The sequence below is a fragment of the Microcoleus sp. SVA1B4 genome (genome assembly GCF_036700545.1).
In the GTDB taxonomy this organism is placed as follows: domain Bacteria; phylum Cyanobacteriota; class Cyanobacteriia; order Cyanobacteriales; family Microcoleaceae; genus Microcoleus.
In genome coordinates, this window is the sequence record NZ_JAUBPB010000075.1 from 1 (window position 1) to 17,411 (window position 17,411).

Genomic DNA, 17,411 nt, shown 5'->3' on the forward strand with positions numbered 1-17,411 from the left:
CCGTCCAAAAAGGACGGGCGGGACGCCCATCCCACAATAACAATTAAAATTGTAAGTTATTTAATTCGCGATCCTAATGAGTTTTTCAGTCCTCTTTGATAGGACTTTAGCTATAAGCCCCGTGGAATTCATTCCCTGGCGAAGAGTGCCGAGTGAGCGGGAGGACTGGCGGACTAAAAGCTTAAGTTGACACGCCTACGGCGCTCGCCGTAGGCGTGTAATCAATTGAGAAACTCAGCAATTTTTTTAACTGCTGCTTCCAAAATTGCTGGCGACTCGACTAAGGCAAATCGCACGTAGCCTTCTCCTGATTTCCCGAAACCGGCACCGGGGGAAGCTGCGACTCCTGTAGTCTGTACTAGCTGAGTGCAAAATTTCACAGAATCTTCAGTCCAAGGTTCCGGCAGTTTCGCCCAGACGTACATGGTGGCGGGGGGTACGGGTACTTGCCAGCCGATCGCCTGTAGCGCGTTTACAAAGGCATCCCGCCGTTTTCTGAAGGTTTCTACGCTGGTTCTGACGGTATCTTGAGGGCCGGTTAAAGCGGAGATCGCTCCGTTCAAAATCCCTCGATATTGGTTGAAGTCCACTGCGGCTTTTACCTGTCGCAGCGCTGCAATTAGTTCGGAATTGCCGATCGCATATCCGACTCGAAAACCTCCCATACTGTAGGATTTGGATAGTGTAAAAAACTCGATCGCCACACTCTTATCTCGATCCGCCTGAAAGATTGACGGTGCCATCAATTTGCGGTTTTCCTCGATCCCAGAGGGCGGGCACGGGGGCACCGCCCCTACGGAATCGTCAAACACCAAATCCACATAAGGGAAATCGTGAACTAAAACAAGTTGATGTTCTCGACAAAAAGCCACGGCTTTCTCAAAAAAAGCAACCGGGGCGATCGCAGTTGTAGGATTGTGAGGATAGCTCAAAACCATCATCTTCGACTCAGCCAGCACTGCTGTCGGAATATCTTCAAATATCGGCAAAAACGCATTTTCTGCTAATATCGGCATCGGATAAATTTGACCACATGCCAAATGCACACCGCCCGCGTGGGAAGGATAGCCCGGATCGAGCAGCAAAGCAAAATCTCCAGGGTTGAGTACAGCTAAAGGCATATGCGCTGTGCCTTCTTGGGAACCAATTAACGGCAGCACTTCTGTTTCTGGATTGACTGCAATCCCAAATTTTTGCTCGTACCAAATAGCTGCTGCTTCCCGAAAATCTCTTGTGCCGTTAAATAGCAAATAGCCGTGGGTGCTGGTGTCGGACAGAGAATGTGCGATCGCATCTGTAATGTGAGCAGCCGCCGGCAAATCCGAAGAACCCAGAGACAAGTCAATCACATTTTGTCCCGCTGCTCTAGCTTGAGTTTTTGCCCGATCCATATCGGCAAATACATTAAATTGCAGTGGTTCTAAACGTTTTGCAAATTGCATATTTTCTATATTTTTGGGGAATTTTAAGGAATATTTTTATATTAGCTAAATTATTTTTTACTAACCGCAGAGAGCGCAGAGGGCGCAGAGTCAGAGAGGAATATCGAGGATGAAAGAGAGATGTTAAAAAAATATTGGGGATTGCTATAGTTGTAATTTGGGAGTTGGCAACTCCCGAATCATTTCCAAACTTTATAAGTGAGCGTCGAGCAAACCGATCAAAGTTTGTTTAGTAATGGCTCCCTCGTGAGAAAGCACTACTTCGGCATTTTTAAACAGCCTGAGAGCTGGGACTCCTTCTACTTTATACTGCTTGACAGTATTAGGATTGGGGTCAATTTCCATTTTAACCACTTTCAGCCGATCGCTGTAGTTGGCCGCCACCCAGTCTACCGAAGGCGCGATCAGTTTGCAAGGCCCGCACCAAGTAGCCCAAAAATAGGCAAGCACTGGTTGCTCTGCTTTCAGGACTTCTGTTTCAAATTTTTCGTCGTTAATGACAATTACACTGTTGCTCATGGTTCTGCGATTATTTTTTCTATTTATTTCTAAAGCACCGGCTGGCGTGAAACTTGCACCAACTTAGAAGACAGGCCCAAAAAACTGTTACTAATTTTAAAACATTCTGCGAATTATTGAGTAGAAACTAAGGACTCGCGACTGATGGCTCATTCTGTATGGCGTTTAATTCCACTGTTGTCGGCGTCTGGTAGCGTGCAGATGGCGATCGACCAATGGCTACTGGAACAGCATCTAGCGGGCAAACATCCGCCAACTCTGCGGTTTTACACTTGGCAACCGGCGGCGATTTCCTTGGGCTACCACCAGCGCCGATGGCCGGAGTTTTGGCAGCAGTTGTCTTGGCAGGGAATGCCTGTGGAGTTGGTGAGGAGGCCCAGTGGCGGGCGCGCCGTGCTGCACCAAGGGGATTTAACTTATGCAGTTGTGGCGTCGGGATTTGGAAGCAGCCGTATGAAAGCTTATCAGACTATTTGCGAGTTTTTGATTGAGGGTTGGAGGGCGATGGGTTTGGATTTGCAATACGGGGAAGCGGGAAGGGGTTATATTCACAATCCGAATTGTTTTGGTACTGCGACGGGTGCGGATTTAGTTACACTTGATGGCCACAAGTTAATTGGTAGCGCTCAATTGCGACGGGGTGATGCTATTTTGCAGCACGGTTCGATGCGTTTGCAGCCGGATGTTAAATTATTTTCTCAAGTGTTTGGGGAGGATTTAATTCCTGTGCAATTACCTCTATCTCAAGGGGGAGATGATTTGATTGCCACTGTCATTGATGTTTTGAGTGCGGCGGCTTGTCGCTGTTTTGAAATTGATTTGGAGGTGCAGCCACTTTCGGATCGGGAATGGCAGGATATTTTGGAATTAACAAGTAATAAGCTGTTTCACATTTAACCTGCATATTTGGGGGCGGGGTTTACTGCCACCTTTGGGCAACAGCCAAGATGGCCGTTCCACAAGAGCTTTCTGGGATAACTATTGTGGGTATACCGCCTTTTGGGAACAGCCAAGATGGCCGTTCCACAAGAAAAATTATTTGTTGTAGAATAGCCATCTTGGCTGTTACTGATACAAGTTAAAAACTTGTACAGTTATTTTTATTAAAAGTTTTCCGGGCCGTTGATCCGACGCCAAAAAAGTTAAATTTAAATGCAGTAGAGCTTATGGCTGTGGCGGAATTTGAACGATCGGCTCTTTGGCAATTTCGCCCAATTTCACAGAATCCAGCAAGCTTTCCCAATCAGCCTTGAACGTTGTATCATTAGGCTGATCGCGGCGAGCGGCAGCTAGGGTGCTGAGGGCATCTTGCCAAATCCCATTTTCAGCATAAATAACGGTTTTCTGGCGCGGATCTGCCTGATCTAATTGACGGCGGATATCTTCACTGAGTTCAACTCGCCGTACCGTACCGATTTCTATCTGATCTGCCGATCGGTCTAGAGAGTCGCAAATCACTGTAAAATTCCAAGTGTAACTTTTGCCTACTTCCAAGGGCGGCACATTTTGGTTAGCGGGGATACTAACGCCGATCACCCCTGATAAATTGCTAATTGTGAGATCCTGTTTATAAATCTGCTTCCCGCTTTCATCTTTTAGGATAAATTCGGCTGATTCCGCCTCTGTTTTAGGCAAGTAGAAAAAGAACGTTGGATAGTCGAAAACAGTCCGTCCGATCTTATTTTTAGGCACTAAGGCTGTGAGACCTAGCTGACTAATGCTCGCGCAGCCACCGCGCACAGGCCGTCTCGGTTGAGTGGGGGGCCAATTATCTATATCTTCAGTAGGCGGAATGAAGCGCGGCCCTCCCGGTATAGGGTTGGGTGGGCGGTCAGGTGTGTTTATGCTGGGCTGTCCCACAACTGCCAATTGAGAAATGTTAAGTGTGGCTATCAATACTATTGAGCCAACTGATATCAGATTGATGAGAAACTTAGTAATTGTTTTCACATTAACTCCATGAATTTGTAGGGAGAGATTCTCTCTTTTTATTTCTTTTTCCTTCCCAAAACCCGGTAGACATTAACTTTTTGTTCCCTACCTCTTAAAGGCAAAGCTCCCCAAGATTCTACCTCAAATTTGTCGGCCAAATGCAGAAAGGTTTCTTCTGCAATCAATATCCGGCAAGTGTCCTCGTGCCGCTCCTTTTCGCAGCTTTCTAGGCGAGAGGCAATATTTACGCTGTCGCCGATCACTCCATATTCTAAACGGGTTGTGCCTCCCAGACTACCCACCATAACAGGCCCTGTAAAGATGCCTACTCGCATTTTTACGGCCGGTAAACCGCGATCGAGCCAATTTTGATTCATTTCTGGCAAGCGCGAACTTATAGCTAAAGCGGAAGATACGGCAAGGCGAGCATCTTCTGCAATTTCTTCTGCTGTGGTGCGGGGAATGGGTACGCCAAATACTGCCAGCATTCCATCTCCGGTAAATTTATTAATCACGCCTTGATGTGCTTGGACTTCTTGGGCCATTGCTGATAAATACTCATTTAACCAACTCATTACCACTTCTGGCGCGAGTTTTTCGGAGATTGTACTAAAACCCTGCACGTCGGTGAGGATAATAGTAGCAGTAACTTTTTGACCGGGCAATAACCCTGATTCGAGCAGATGGACGCGCTCTTTCCACAAGGCATTTGCGATCGCGGGTGAAGTTTGTTGTCCTAATAATTTCATCACAATCCCTTGCTGTTGTCTCGACTGCTCGTATTTATAGGTAACTGCGACTCCTGCGGTGATTAAAAGTGCCATAGCAGGGGACATTAGAGGTATCCACCCCTGTTGTAGGAAGAGGAAAAAGGTGAATCCGAATAATGAGCCGCAAGCTACGATCGCGATCGCGATCAAATTCAGCGCTTTTTCTAGCCGCCAAGCTAAACAGCCACCCACTGCACTCCAAACCACAATCCAGAGGATTTCTTGCCATTCATCCCAATACCAAAATAGCCCTTGGCCGTCTAAAACTGCACTGAGAATTTGGCTGGTGGCCGTTGCGTGAATTAATACCCCAGGCGTCGGGATATTACCGTTTTTAGTAGCGCTGTAAGGGGTAGAAAAAATATCTTTTACTGTTGGGGCTGTCACCCCGATTAAGACTATTTTATCTTTTACCAAGTTGGGGTCTACTTTGCCCTCCAAAACTTGAGTTATGGTCACGGTTTCTGCTATCTTTTTAGGAGAGCGGTAAGTGAGCAATATTTGATAGCCTTGGGCAGGAATGTTTTGATAACCTCCTGAGTTCGATCGCAACTTTGAAAATACTGTTTTATCTACTAAAAATTCATTGTTTTCTGTAGCTTTAGATTCTATATTTTTGCTATCAAAATATGCAAAAGCTAGCCTGGAGGGAAATGAATAAAACGTGTTTTTACCATCGCCAATAGACATCACATTACGACGCACTATACCATCTGGATCGAGATACAAATCGTTAAATCCTACCCGCTTGTCTGGTATGTTGGGAGGTGGCTGGACTCGATCGTACTTTAAGGAGCCGATGAAGGTAATGGGAAATACTTTGGGGTTTTTCAGTTGAGTTGCTAATTCTGCACTCCCCGGTTCGTAGGGAATATCACGAATTATATCGAGACCAATAGCTGTGGGTTCCAAACGCGCTATTTCGCCGATCGCTTTTGCTAAAACGCGATCGGAAATTGGCCATCTGTTTAAAGCACTAATGTCCCGATCGGTGATTTCAACTATCAGCAACCTGGGGTCAGGGCCAGGATCGGGTCGCAACTGCACCATGAGGTCGTAAGCATTTAATTCTAGTGGCTGCAACCCGCCTAAATGCCTTACGCCCAATAGAGTTCCGGTCACGACAATCCAGATAATAGCAACAGGTTGCAAGTCAGCGTTGGGGAATAAATGAGTTAAATTTTTCCCAAGTCCCTCCGCAAATTTATGATAAATTCTCTTAAAGAATTGGGGCATAAAATTTAGTGTTTCAACCCTGAGTCACAAAGTATGCTACATCTTAACTGATCGCTGATGCCCCTTACCGATACCCAATTTTTAGTTTTCTTGTGCGGTTTTGGCGATCGCACTTAACTGCAATCCCTGCGGATAGCTGTTTTCTTCTTTGCTGCGCTTGATGTCGGCGATTGAAATCTGGGGTTTGAGGTATTTTGCTAAAACTTTAACCACGTCGCCCCGATCGATCGTCCCCGCTACTGAACCAATCGGCGAGAGGACGATGATTCGGGGGAGTTGACGGGCTTCCATGCTGTTAATTACTTCTGCGAGGGAGGCTTTTTCGGAGACTGTGGGGGTTTTTCCCAGGGGTTTCAAAATGTTGTGCAAAGTCTGATGTTGCCACTGACTGCGTTCTGTGAGGCGGATATCGTCGATCGACACTAAGCCCAAATCCCGGCCGTTGGTCGCAGCAATGTAAAATGGAAACGGATTGACTTCTAACAAATATCGATCGGCAAATTCTCGCAGAGTCAAATCTGCATCTACAACTCGAAACTCGCGACTCATCGCATCGCTGGCTTTAATTTTGAGCAGGGCTTCTTGCAGCGAAGTAACTTGGCTATAAGCAGTGGCATTGCGAATACCAAACCAGCCGATTAGCGCAATCCACAAGCCGCCGTACTCCCGCGCTAAAAAGCATAAACTCAGACCCAAAGCAACAGCCAGCCAACCTAAAACTTGTCCTGTTTTTGCCGCCCAGCGAACGCCGGCAAATCGAGAGCCGGTGATTTTCCAAATAGCTGCTTTTAAAACTTGTCCTCCATCCAAAGGTAGACCGGGAATTAAGTTAAATAATCCCAAAACGAGATTGATTAGTGCTACCCTTTCGGTGACAATTGCTAACAAACTTTGCGGGGGAAGAACTTGAGAACCCAAACCGAGGATTAAAAACAACGCCAAGCTGACTAGAGGGCCGGCAATGGCTACTTGAAAAGCTTGACCGGGAGTTTTTGATTCCGAGTCGATCGAAGCTACTCCGCCAAATAAGAATAAGGTAATAGAATTAACTTTAATGCCTTGCGATATCGCCGCCAAGCTGTGTCCGAGTTCGTGCAAGAGCACGGAAGCAAACAGTAGCAGAGCTATTGCTAACCCCGCACTCCAGGAGAGCGCAGGCCCCCACAGGCGGTAACTGCTGGCGTATTCGCGGGTTGCTAAGGCTAAAATTATAAACCACGAATAATCTATAACTAGGGGGATGCCAAATAAAGAGCCGATTCGCCAACCTGTCTGCATGAATTTTCCTGGGAAAGGAGAGCAAGAAAGAGTTTCTATTATAGCAATCCTAAATGAGTCGTAAACTTTTTACCCCACCCCAACCCTCCCCTTGGTAAGGGGAGGGAGTAAGAAATTCCCAAATGATTTAGGATTGCTGCTATATATCTTTTCTCACCCCTTGCCTTTGCCTTTCCCCTGATTTTTACAGAACTCCGGCGTTACCCAAGCCCAAGATTACTCCGGCTCCGAGCAAGTGGCCGAAGCTGGCTGTTGCCAGCAATTCTGGTACGCCGAAGCCTTTGAACATTCCAGGGAGTGCAACGGGTAAAGCTGGGCCCTTGCCTCGGTTTTGCTTGGAGATGCCGTAGTAGCCGATCGTGATCGCCAGCAAATTACATAAAATCATTGTCAGTCCTACCAGTGGCGACCACTCCGGTGTTGAGGGAGCGGTAGATTGTACTGCCAACAGCAAAGATGAGTTAATCATGTTCTTATCTCCTGATTTCACAGATATATTGAGTTCCAAGATTATAAAAAGCGTTTTGCATTAAACTAAGATTTGTTTTAATAGTTAACAATTCGTTTATATTTTGATACAAATTCGGAAGGGAGGAGTCGGATTGCGGGTTAAAATTTGCGGAATCACTAAATTAGACCAAGGAATTGCGATCGCCCGCTTGGGAGCCCAGGCTTTGGGGTTTATCTGTGTGCCGGCTTCCCCCCGCTATGTCAGCCCAGAAACAATTCGCCTGATTGTCGAGCAATTGCCGGAAAATGTCGATCGCATCGGCGTTTTTGCCAACACCACAATAGAAAATATCTGTCAAGTAGCGGCAGAGTCAAATTTAAGCGGGGTGCAGTTGCATGGAGATGAAACAGCGGAATATTGCGATCGACTGCGGGAGTTTTTGCCGGGAATTGAAATTATCAAAGCCCTGAGAGTTAAGACTCCTGAAACTTTAGCCACCGCTGCTGTTTATGCTGTTCGTGTCGATACTTTACTGCTGGATGCTTACCATCCACAGCAATTGGGCGGTACTGGTAAAACGATCGACTGGATGATGTTATCAGAGTTTAGACCGCAGTGTCCTTGGCTGCTGGCGGGCGGTTTAACACCCGATAATATTTTAAATGCAATTGATAGCGCGATCGGCAATAACTTCAGCGGTGTTGACCTTTCTAGCGGCGTAGAAATAGCGCCGGGAGATAAAGATTTGACCAAAGTTACTCAGTTGTTTGCTAATTTAAGTCAACTTGCTCATCATTGATAAGGTGGCAATACCAAATTCACGCTTTTTATCCGATTCATTCTTTAGTCAGCGTGAGCGAAGTCTGCCGTAGGTTAGGCAGACCTCGTTTATACAGTAGCGGTTTCAACCGCATATTATTCCCTTTATTGTTTTATCGCCGGATCTCAAAAGTACGCGCGGCGGAGCTATCTTGAAGGGAATCGCCCTCCGGGTCTTCGTATTCCAAAACCAACTCACTAACCGTAGCACCGGTGGGGCCGCGGCGGCACCAACTAATCATTCCTTCCACAGCTTTTTTAGATCCTTCAAAGACAGCCTCCACCCGCCCGTCGGGGAGATTTCTTACCCAGCCGCCCAGGCCGAAATACTTTGCTTGATTCCTCGTTGAATATCGGTATCCTACTCCTTGAACTAATCCCGAAACAAAAACGCGGACTCTGACGGGGGGCAATGATTCGTTTTGCATAATAAACGGCTCAACTTACTGCTAACATCTGTTTGAAAATTTTAAGGATCAGTTTGATTATGTTAAATTTTAGTGCGATGGCGCTGCCGGGATTCCTGATACGCCGCATCACCCTAGCTTTTTCAACTATTCCCGATTTCACCGATTGGCTGGTTGCAGCTATGCTGGCGCTGGTTTACACTTCGATCGCTCTTTCCATTGGTTTTTGGTCAGGATTTCTAAAAGTAGACGTGCAAACCTCTCGGCGTACAATTGTGGGAGTGCTCGTTGGCTGTTTGTTAAGTCCGGGCATCACCGAGGAGTTATTGTTCCGGGTGTTAATGCTGCCGCACCCGTTTGAGAAGGCTTCTGGGTTAATGCTGTGGTTTTGGGGATGTGCGAGTTTGGCGGTTTTTGTAGTTTACCACCCGCTGAACGCGCTGACTTTTTATCCGGTTGGTCGATCGACCTTTATGAATCCAGTATTTTTGCTACTGGCGGCAATTTTGGGAGTTGCGTGCTCCCTCGCATACCTGCAAAGCGGTTCTATCTGGCCTGCGGTGGCGCTTCACTGGCTCGCAGTGACAGCCTGGCTGTTGCTACTGGGCGGTTACAGGAGGCTATATGGTTAAATGTAAAAAGTCCAGCATCACTATTTTGTCGGGAGGATCTCAGTTGTGGGTATCATCGGAGCGATCGTAGGTTTTTTGGCAGGGGTAGCAGTTGCTTATTGGTTAGTGGAAAAGCGCTTAAAGAAGCAAAAGCAAGAATACTTGCAGCAAACTCGCAGAATTACTGAGGAAATAGAATTAGCTCAGATGTCTCGGGTGCAACAAGCTGTAGAATCTCAGAAAGGAGAACGGGAAAATCAGCTTAGAAAAGCTACTATCGAACACGAAAATTTACTCAGACAAGTTACTACCCAATACGAAAACCAGCTCAAACAAGTTGCGGCTCAATATGAAAATCAGCTCCAACAAGTTTTGGCCGATCGCGACAGTCAGCTCCAACAAGTTCAGGCAGAACGCGACAGTCAGCTCCAACAAGTTGTCAGCGCACACGAGCCTGAGCTGCGGCGACAAATCAGCGAGGAATTAGAAGCCGCTAACAATGCTAGGATGCAGCAAAATATCCAATCTTTGCAAGCCGAACACGAACATCACTTACTCAGAGTTGCTGACGAATTGCATCTAAATTATCAAGCTCAGATGGAGCAACATTTGCAAAACTTGCAAAATGAACACGAAATTCGCTTGAGGCAAACTGCCGAGGAATATGAGAACCGCGAGGTTGAGCTGCAGTTAAATATGGAGGCTTTGCAAGAGCAATACGAGAGTCAGTTGCAAGCGGCTCACGAGCAGTTGAGAGCTCACGAAGCTCAGATGCAAGCTACTATCAGGTCTTTGCAAGAGCAGTACGAGAGTAATGTACAACAAGAAGTCCCGGAGCAGCAGTTTAGTCAGTTAAATTCAACAGAATTTGCCGAAGGTGTATCACAAGAAGAAGTTTGGCAGGAACTGTCAAGTGAGTTAAATCAAACAGAAGTTGAAGAAGAGTTAAATTACACAGGTTTTTCAGAACCACAACCCATTGATTTACATCAACCCGAAGTCGAACAACAGCTTCCAATTACCAGACAAGCACCAAGCTATTCCCTACCGCAGTTGATGGGATGTGTTCAAAGTCAGGACAAAGAAACCCGGAAGTTTGCAGCGTCTGCTTTAGGTAAAATGGCTGCTGCTAATGCTCTGAGATCCGAAGGTCAGCGAGCAATAGAAACCTTGGGAAAATTAGCTCAAGATATTGATCCGGAGGTGCGCGAAGCTGCTGTGGAAGCACTAGCAATGATTAAGTCGGAAAAAGTGATTCCGCTGCTACAAAAAGCTTTGCGAGATATAGATAGCGGTGTGGCTAAATCGGCAAGTGCTGCGCTCAATAAGTTTAAGTTTTATCCGCGCACTCCGGCGGCTAAGCCGAAAACTGTTGATGTAAAGAAACCAAAGCGTTAAGCATTTACGAGCATAAATATAGCAATTGTAAATTGCTTACAACCCAGTAGGGAGCCCACATTGTGGTGTCCTTACCGAGGTGCTATATTTCACTCCATTTCAATTACTACCACAAACTGTGGAGGTTGGGTTGACGAAAGAAATCAAACTCAATTATTCGATCGACAACTCGCCCAATTTTTAGCAGACATACCAGACACCCCGCTGTTTAAAACCGTAGGCTGAAACCTTTTTTAGCAACTGGCGATTGAAATCGCTTCTTGTATCTTCACGCATCCTGTAGGGGCGGGTTTTACCAATCATCTATGCCAGAAACCAACAATATAATAAACCCGCCCCCACTTGGGCGGCAAATCCGAATCTACATTTTTTGGATTCGCTCGAATATCAGGTTAATCTGGGTTATCGGTGGTGTGGGGGCGGGTTTACAAGATTGTTTGCGGTTATCAAATATTGTTGGTAAAACCCGCCCCTACAGTTAACTCGTGACTGATGACTAATTTAAAATCGCTGCTTTGTACCGAGTATAAGTTTGAGGTCGCCGGAGTCGCTAACAGCCATATCTAAGCGAATTAATCCAAAGGACGATCGCACCCTCACACCCACCCCAACACCCGCCCCAGTCCCCGGTTTGTCCCTGACTACCGCCGGTTTTCCGAGTACACTATCTCCCGTTCCCAAATCCGACGCAAAATCAACAAATATCACGCCGCCAACATCCTGACCCACAGGAAACCGATATTCGCCGGAAGCTAAAAAATAACTCCGGCCACTGCCAATATCCCCGCTATCGTAACCCCGCACTGAATTGCGGCCGCCCAGGCGAAAAGCTTCCGCTGGTGGCAAATCCCCGATTACCGTACCCGCTTGTAAGTTAAAAGCCAGCATTTCGGGCAAGGCTTCGGACTCGCTGATGCCGAACAAAGTTACTGGTACATAGTGTATATAATTTGCTAACAGCCTGTTACTCACAATGTTACCTCGTCCCAGAGGTATCGACTGCTCGGTGCTGAGGCTGAGAATCGAGCCGCTGGTGGGGTTGAAGGGATTGTCGCGCCGATCGAGCATCGCACCAAAAGAAACAGTGTATAACTCGTCAACGCCGCTGCCGCTGAATGTGAGAGGATTGCCGAGTTCGTCGCGACGGGCAATATTTAAGTTGCGATCGCGCGTACTGATATTTGTATAATTCAGTCCCAAAGTCGATTGCCAATCGCCCAAAGGTCTGGTAAACCTGAGATTTCCCCCCACCCGAATTTCCCGAACTCGGTTCCCGTTGGGCAAATCAATATCTTTGTTGAAAATTTCCGATATTCTGCGATCGCCAAAAGCTCTCACACTGTATCCCAAACGGTCTTCGGCGGCAAGGTAAGGGCTGACAAACTGGACATCGTACTGGATACCTCGGAGGCTGGGCTGAAGATCCACCGCCAGCCGCTGTGGGGTTGTTCCGAAAGTTCGATCGGTATAGGAAAGAGGAACAGCAAGGCCAACATCATCACTAAGACTGGCACTCACGCTAAAAGAGCGAGCCGATCGCTCTTGAACGTTGTAAATTACATTAACATCCGTGCCAACTTCTTCGATCGAAACCGTAACTTTCTCAAACAATCCCAATTGCTGCAACTGCTGTAAATCCGATCGTACAACTTCCCGGCTGTAGTTATCCCCCGCCTTGAGTTTGAGCTCACCTCGGATAAAATCTTCCGAAATTCTGCCCTCAATTCGATTCCCTTTTCTATCAACAGCTTCGCCTCTGGAATTGACAAAGCGAATTTTCACCTCAGCAACGTAAACGCCTTCAGCATTGCCCGCTTGACTGATTTGTAGAGTACCGCCTAGCTGTCTGGCGTTGCTGTTTACTGCTTCGGGGATTTCAGCGTTGGTCGCGATCGTCGCCGGAGTTTTTAACAGAGATGTAAAATCTTTATTGTGGCTGGACTTTAGAGATAGCGATTCCCTAGGGGATAGCTGCGTCGCGGGTACTTCTGGAGAAGCTGCGAGCTCATCGGATGCCGGCAAATCCCGCACAGTTGGGTTCACTTCATCCGATTGGTGACTATTTAAGACTGGAACCGATAACAAATGTCGCTTCTCATCTAGTCTAGATCCCCCTAAATCCCCCTTAAGAAGACCCACTTTGAGCATATTTCTTGTCCCCCCCTTATTAAGGGGGGTTAGGGGGGATCTAGACTTCGCTACAAACAAGAGAGACGGTGGGTTTAACGTTAAGTTATCACCAATGACCTCATCCTCCTCCCTGTGCGCCCTCTGCGCCTCTGCGGTTCCCTCTCTAAACTGGGCCTCAGTCGGTGCGGCACTCGGATCGATCGCCCCGGCTGCCAATTCGCCGCCAGCCAGCCCAGCCAAAGTCAAAAATGCAATAATCGGAATTCGCATAGACATTAAATTTAAAGCATACCCAACGCATATTACCCAAAACCTGGCCCCCTGCATAATTAGCCGAAAAGAAACCCGGTATTGTTGAGGCTACCGGGTTTCTGGGATGCTGAAATGTCGGAAAGTTCGATCGCGGGCGATCGTAAATTGGGGAAACCGAAAATTTGTTTAAATAGCTTGTCGAGAAACACGTTTCTCAAAATGAGCCTGAGTCTGCTGCAACAGTTGTTCGCGACTATCCTTAGCGGTGGTAATGGTAGGGAGCAAGTTGCGAGCTTGTAAAGTCATGTGAAGCTGTAGGTGTGCTACGTACTCACTGACATCTTCGCGAAGAGAGCAAGCCGGGTACTGTCTTAAAGTAGAGTTCAAAGTGTTCTCCTGCTTTGGGTTTGTAGTATTTTCTAATAATCATAGACAATATCATGGTCTATTTCTAACTGTGTACTCCGTAATGAAGTTTAACCTTTCGACTGCTTTTTTGTTACTCTTCTTTACAAAGAGATATTACCTCTTACGAGTCGATCGCCATGCAGTCTCAAGCACTTGGAGGACAAACGCACACATTAACTACATTTGTCAATAGCACCACCCAAACAGCCGCCTACCTCGACATCGGGTGCGGCAGACTCTTATTGATGCTGCAGAGTGTCTTAGGAGAAAAGACTTGCTGGCTGCCGTTAATTGAGTTATTGCAATCTCAGTTTCGGTGCATCAGTTTAGATATGCTAGGTTTTGGAGAATCCAGCAAACCAGAAATCCGCTACGACGTAGCTGTAGAATTTGCTTTTGTGCGGCAAGTTGTAGAACAACTAAATATCGAACCTTGCTGCATCATCGGACATTCTTTTGGCGGTTGGGTAGCATCTGCATATTCCCTCAAATATCCTAATTCTGTGAGCAGTTTAGTGTTAGCAGCACCAGCCGGAATTCGGGACGACAGTTTTTGCGGTCAATACGATGCTTTGCGGCCGCTATTGTGGGAAACTCCAGTTGTTGATTGGGCCTTGCAGTTGGCAAAACCTTTTGCGAGTTTAGCGGGAAAAAGTGAGAAATAACAGCAAATTTCCTGGTGGCGCAGGGAGTTAATGTCTCAACCAGTAGCAAGGTCATTTTTAATGAGTCGGATGCAGCCAGAAGATGCAGTTGATACAGTAGAAAAAGAAATTCACAAATTGCAAATTCCTACCTTAGTTATCGCAGCAGATAGTGACGAAACAATTCCTCTATGGCACTGTGAAACCTAGGCTAACAAGATACCGGGGGCAGAGTTAGCAATTATTCCCAATGCCACTCACGGGTTGCCGCAAACTCAAGCTCCAATTATGGCGAAGTTGACTTGTGAATTTTTGAATAATTAAGAAAAACTGTGCAAGAAGCCGAATCATAAAAATTGTGATAAGCCACAAATGGAAAATAATTGTGTTTTAGTATACTACTTTATTAGGAAATACAGAATATATTGATTAGTGTATTGTACAATTTTTTTTATGGCTCTTAAATCTTGTGTCAGCAGGAGCTACAGACATTTAGTGGAGTCGGGGGTATTACCAATGGCAGCACTGAGCAACTACTTTAATCTGGAAGAAATTACGACAGCCAGAAAAATTAGTGCTGCGGTAATTAACATCAGCGGCCGCCAGCGAATGCTTTCCCAACGAACGGCTTTTTTTTGCATGAGGTTAGTTGGCTCTCAGAATGGCGTAGAAAGAGCCAAACTGCGGGGGAATTTGTTAGAGGCGATCGAGCTTATGGAAAAATCCCACCGCGACTTAATTAATACTAGCAGCAGCCTCAACTTATTGAGTCCCCCTTCAGCCACCGTCAAGGCCATGTATTTTGAGCCACCACTGTATTTAGACAAACAAGTACGCGCATATATCGATCGAATAAAAGCCTTGGTGCAAGTTCCTGATGCCGAACTCAGGCTGGAAAATCCCCACCTGCTGTACATTGTCGAAGCAGCGGGCGGCGACTTGCTAGAAGCTTTCGATGCCGTAGTGAGTCAATACCAGCAAGAAAGCGAAATCGAACAATTTGAAATCGACCTTAAACAGGTAGAACTTTATCAAGAAAGTTGTGCTGCTACCTCGAAAGCGGAAGCTCAAGCAGCCCAGCTCGATCGCGCACTTTGCGAACTAAAACAAACTCAAGCTCAACTCCTCCACAGCGAAAAAATGTCTTCGCTGGGGGCGCTAATGGCTAGTATCGTCCACGAAATTAATAACCCAGTTAGTTTTATTTACGGCAACTTGAGCCATGCGGAAATTTATACTCAAGATTTGCTACACCTGCTGCGCCTCTATCGAGAATACTGTCCAAATCCCTGTCCCGAAATCACAGCTAAAATCGCAGAGATAGATCTTGATTTTCTAGTTGAAGACTTGCCTAAAGTTATGTCTTCCATGCAAATGGGTTCCAATCGCATTCGCGAAATTGTCAAATCTATGGGCAATTTTTCGCGAACCGATAACACTAACATGACCATGTGCGACTTGCACGACAGCATTGACAGCACCGTGTTAATTTTGCGAAACCGTCTCAATTCTCAAATAGATCGTCGCGACATTCAAGTAATTAAAAAATATGGAAAATTGCCTCCTGTAGAGTGTTATTCAGGACAGCTAAATCAAGTATTTATGAATCTAATTACCAACGCGATCGATGCTTTGGACGAGGTAGCACAAAATCAGCCCAATGCTGCGCTAAAAATTTTTATCAGCACAGAATTAGCTGGCCCCGATCGCGTGAGAGTGCGGATTGCTGACACGGGAACCGGAATGACACCACAGATAAAAGAGCGAATGTTCGAGCAGTTTTTCACCACCAAGGAAATCGGTAAAGGTACCGGTTTAGGATTGTCTATTGTCTACAAAATCTTAGTAGAGAATCACCGAGGCTCGCTTCGGTGCGAGTCGGAACCCTGCAAGGGAACCGAGTTTATCATTGAACTGCCGATCCAGCAAACTTAAGCAATTTACCAATCCTCCAAATTTATCTATTTTAACTATGTGTGGCACGGGCGTCCCGCCTGTGTTAACTATGTGTGGCACGGGCGTCCCGCCTGTGTTAACTGTAATTAAAATTTACACATATCCTACGCTAATTCTAGCTTCAAAGTTGGCAACAGCTTTTCTAAATTTCTGAGAGATTTCTGTTGCCAAGGAATATCATTTGAACCCAATACCAAAAGTTGAATCGTTTTCTTTTTTCGGACGCTAATAACAAATTTAGACAGCATACTGATACCAGAACTGTTAACAAATTCCAATTGTTTTAGGTTCAAGGTAATAGTAGGCGGTTCGCCATTGGCGACCTCATCTAATAATTCGGCTATTGGTGCATACTCTGCTGGGCCGCTCAGGCTCAGTTCGCCTTGGAAAGTGACTGTGACTGATTCTGGATCGTACTGAATGCTGTAATCTTCACCTTGAATTTCTTGAATGCCCATTGTGATTTTGTTTCCTGACTAAAATAGTGCGATCGCACAAGAGAGTAAATATTTAAATGCTAGAAACTACACGCTAATTTGAACCACAGTCGTAACAATGATGGTATCACTATCTGGCCTAGCCTCGAATTTCCAACCTATCTTAGCTGAATAGTCATTAATCATCGTCAGCAATCCCAATCCCGATGTGTCACTTTCCGATTCCGCATTCTTTTCAAGCTGCTGCAAATAAAGTTCATTGGGATCGGAATCCATAATTTCTTCAATAAACTCCTTCAACTTACTCGCCCCTTCTGAAGTGACACTATTACTGGCAAAAATTACCGCCGTCACCTCTGTTTCACCAATAAAATGTATACCAAATCTGACCTTGTAATGAGTATCATCGTTATTAAATTTAATCGCATTTTCTAACAGTTCGTTGGCGACGTAGCTCACAGCTCCTTTGCTTTCTTTTATCCGTTTCTCGCTCCTAGCATCCTCCTCATCCACCGGTAGAAAGCTAGACAAATAATCGGCTACAAAATGAGCTGAAAGCCTGTTGTTGCGCCAGCGCTGTTTGATAGGGCGAGAACTGGGGGTAAATGTAAGTTCTAGGGAGTCGTGTTCAGGAGGAAATTCTTCAATGAATTCTCCAAAGATTTGGGTCATTGTTTTTAAGCTTCCAGATGTCATGATTTTTATCCCTCCAATTGATGTA

18 protein-coding genes are annotated in these 17,411 nt (G+C 46.0%); 7 read left to right on the plus strand and 11 right to left on the minus strand.

The features are described from left to right. Positions 1-221: 221 nt before the first annotated feature. On the minus strand, positions 222-1,442 hold the full coding sequence (locus tag QT987_RS25230) for an LL-diaminopimelate aminotransferase (RefSeq protein WP_333245744.1): 1,221 nt from the start codon (positions 1,440-1,442) through the stop codon (positions 222-224). A gap of 192 nt (positions 1,443-1,634) precedes the next feature. Continuing rightward, positions 1,635-1,961 (minus strand): thioredoxin domain-containing protein, encoded by a 327-nt coding sequence (locus tag QT987_RS25235; protein WP_190663385.1) that lies wholly within the window; start codon positions 1,959-1,961, stop codon positions 1,635-1,637. Positions 1,962-2,105: 144 nt separating this feature from the next. On the opposite strand from QT987_RS25235, the gene QT987_RS25240 reads away from it, so the two are divergent. Beyond that, positions 2,106-2,858, plus strand: a complete 753-nt coding sequence (locus tag QT987_RS25240) for a biotin/lipoate A/B protein ligase family protein (protein WP_333245747.1) — start codon at positions 2,106-2,108, stop codon at positions 2,856-2,858. Positions 2,859-3,125: 267 nt separating this feature from the next. On the opposite strand, the gene QT987_RS25245 is transcribed toward QT987_RS25240, so the two are convergent. From QT987_RS25245 to psaK, 4 genes are all read right to left on the minus strand, one after another. After that, the gene (locus QT987_RS25245) at positions 3,126-3,911 is read right to left on the minus strand and encodes a DUF928 domain-containing protein (protein WP_333245750.1); all 786 of its coding nucleotides are present in this window, start codon (positions 3,909-3,911) and stop codon (positions 3,126-3,128) included. 38 nt (positions 3,912-3,949) lie between these two features. Next, entirely contained in the window at positions 3,950-5,899 is a 1,950-nt protein-coding gene (locus tag QT987_RS25250) for an adenylate/guanylate cyclase domain-containing protein (RefSeq protein ID WP_333245753.1), read from the minus strand. An 81-nt stretch (positions 5,900-5,980) separates the two neighbouring features. Continuing rightward, on the minus strand, positions 5,981-7,177 hold the full coding sequence (locus QT987_RS25255; RefSeq protein ID WP_333245756.1) for a site-2 protease family protein: 1,197 nt from the start codon (positions 7,175-7,177) through the stop codon (positions 5,981-5,983). 184 nt (positions 7,178-7,361) lie between these two features. Further along, on the minus strand, positions 7,362-7,646 hold the full coding sequence (gene psaK / locus QT987_RS25260) for a photosystem I reaction center subunit PsaK (protein WP_333070476.1): 285 nt from the start codon (positions 7,644-7,646) through the stop codon (positions 7,362-7,364). A 133-nt stretch (positions 7,647-7,779) separates the two neighbouring features. Here psaK and QT987_RS25265 point away from each other — a divergent pair, with 133 nt between their 5' ends. Beyond that, entirely contained in the window at positions 7,780-8,427 is a 648-nt protein-coding gene (locus tag QT987_RS25265; protein WP_333245758.1) for a phosphoribosylanthranilate isomerase, read from the plus strand. Positions 8,428-8,560: 133 nt separating this feature from the next. Here QT987_RS25265 and QT987_RS25270 read toward each other — a convergent pair whose 3' ends face one another. Continuing rightward, complete coding sequence (locus QT987_RS25270) at positions 8,561-8,875, minus strand: acylphosphatase (RefSeq protein WP_333245760.1); 315 nt, start codon at positions 8,873-8,875, stop codon at positions 8,561-8,563. A gap of 59 nt (positions 8,876-8,934) precedes the next feature. On the opposite strand from QT987_RS25270, the gene QT987_RS25275 reads away from it, so the two are divergent. Then, positions 8,935-9,486 (plus strand): CPBP family glutamic-type intramembrane protease, encoded by a 552-nt coding sequence (locus QT987_RS25275; protein ID WP_333245763.1) that lies wholly within the window; start codon positions 8,935-8,937, stop codon positions 9,484-9,486. A 45-nt stretch (positions 9,487-9,531) separates the two neighbouring features. Further along, positions 9,532-10,863, plus strand: coding sequence for a HEAT repeat domain-containing protein (locus QT987_RS25280; protein WP_333245766.1), 1,332 nt, complete (start codon positions 9,532-9,534; stop codon positions 10,861-10,863). Positions 10,864-11,364: 501 nt separating this feature from the next. Here QT987_RS25280 and QT987_RS25285 read toward each other — a convergent pair. Continuing rightward, positions 11,365-13,263, minus strand: coding sequence for a BamA/TamA family outer membrane protein (locus QT987_RS25285; RefSeq protein WP_333245770.1), 1,899 nt, complete (start codon positions 13,261-13,263; stop codon positions 11,365-11,367). A gap of 168 nt (positions 13,264-13,431) precedes the next feature. Continuing rightward, positions 13,432-13,632 carry a hypothetical protein gene (locus QT987_RS25290; RefSeq protein ID WP_333052954.1) on the minus strand — a complete coding sequence of 67 codons (201 nt, stop codon included), beginning with the start codon at positions 13,630-13,632 and terminating at the stop codon, positions 13,432-13,434. A gap of 158 nt (positions 13,633-13,790) precedes the next feature. Between QT987_RS25290 and QT987_RS25295 the strand changes: the two genes are divergently transcribed. The 3 genes from QT987_RS25295 (at position 13,791) to QT987_RS25305 (ending at position 16,232) form a co-directional block, all read left to right on the plus strand. Beyond that, positions 13,791-14,318, plus strand: coding sequence for an alpha/beta fold hydrolase (locus QT987_RS25295; RefSeq protein WP_333245772.1), 528 nt, complete (start codon positions 13,791-13,793; stop codon positions 14,316-14,318). Positions 14,319-14,348: 30 nt separating this feature from the next. Beyond that, positions 14,349-14,507 carry a hypothetical protein gene (locus QT987_RS25300; protein ID WP_333245775.1) on the plus strand — a complete coding sequence of 53 codons (159 nt, stop codon included), beginning with the start codon at positions 14,349-14,351 and terminating at the stop codon, positions 14,505-14,507. A 243-nt stretch (positions 14,508-14,750) separates the two neighbouring features. Then, positions 14,751-16,232 carry an ATP-binding protein gene (locus QT987_RS25305; RefSeq protein ID WP_333245777.1) on the plus strand — a complete coding sequence of 494 codons (1,482 nt, stop codon included), beginning with the start codon at positions 14,751-14,753 and terminating at the stop codon, positions 16,230-16,232. 125 nt (positions 16,233-16,357) lie between these two features. Here the strand turns inward: QT987_RS25305 and QT987_RS25310 are convergent, their stop codons facing one another. Together QT987_RS25310 and QT987_RS25315 are read right to left on the minus strand one after the other, a co-directional pair. Then, a complete protein-coding gene (locus tag QT987_RS25310; RefSeq protein WP_333245782.1) occupies positions 16,358-16,711 on the minus strand; it encodes a slr1659 superfamily regulator in 354 nt (117 codons plus the stop codon). Between the two features lie 66 nt (positions 16,712-16,777). Next, positions 16,778-17,386: a DUF6272 family protein gene (locus QT987_RS25315; RefSeq protein ID WP_333245785.1), complete on the minus strand. Its 609-nt coding sequence runs from the start codon at positions 17,384-17,386 to the stop codon at positions 16,778-16,780. Between the last annotated feature and the right edge of the window lie 25 nt (positions 17,387-17,411).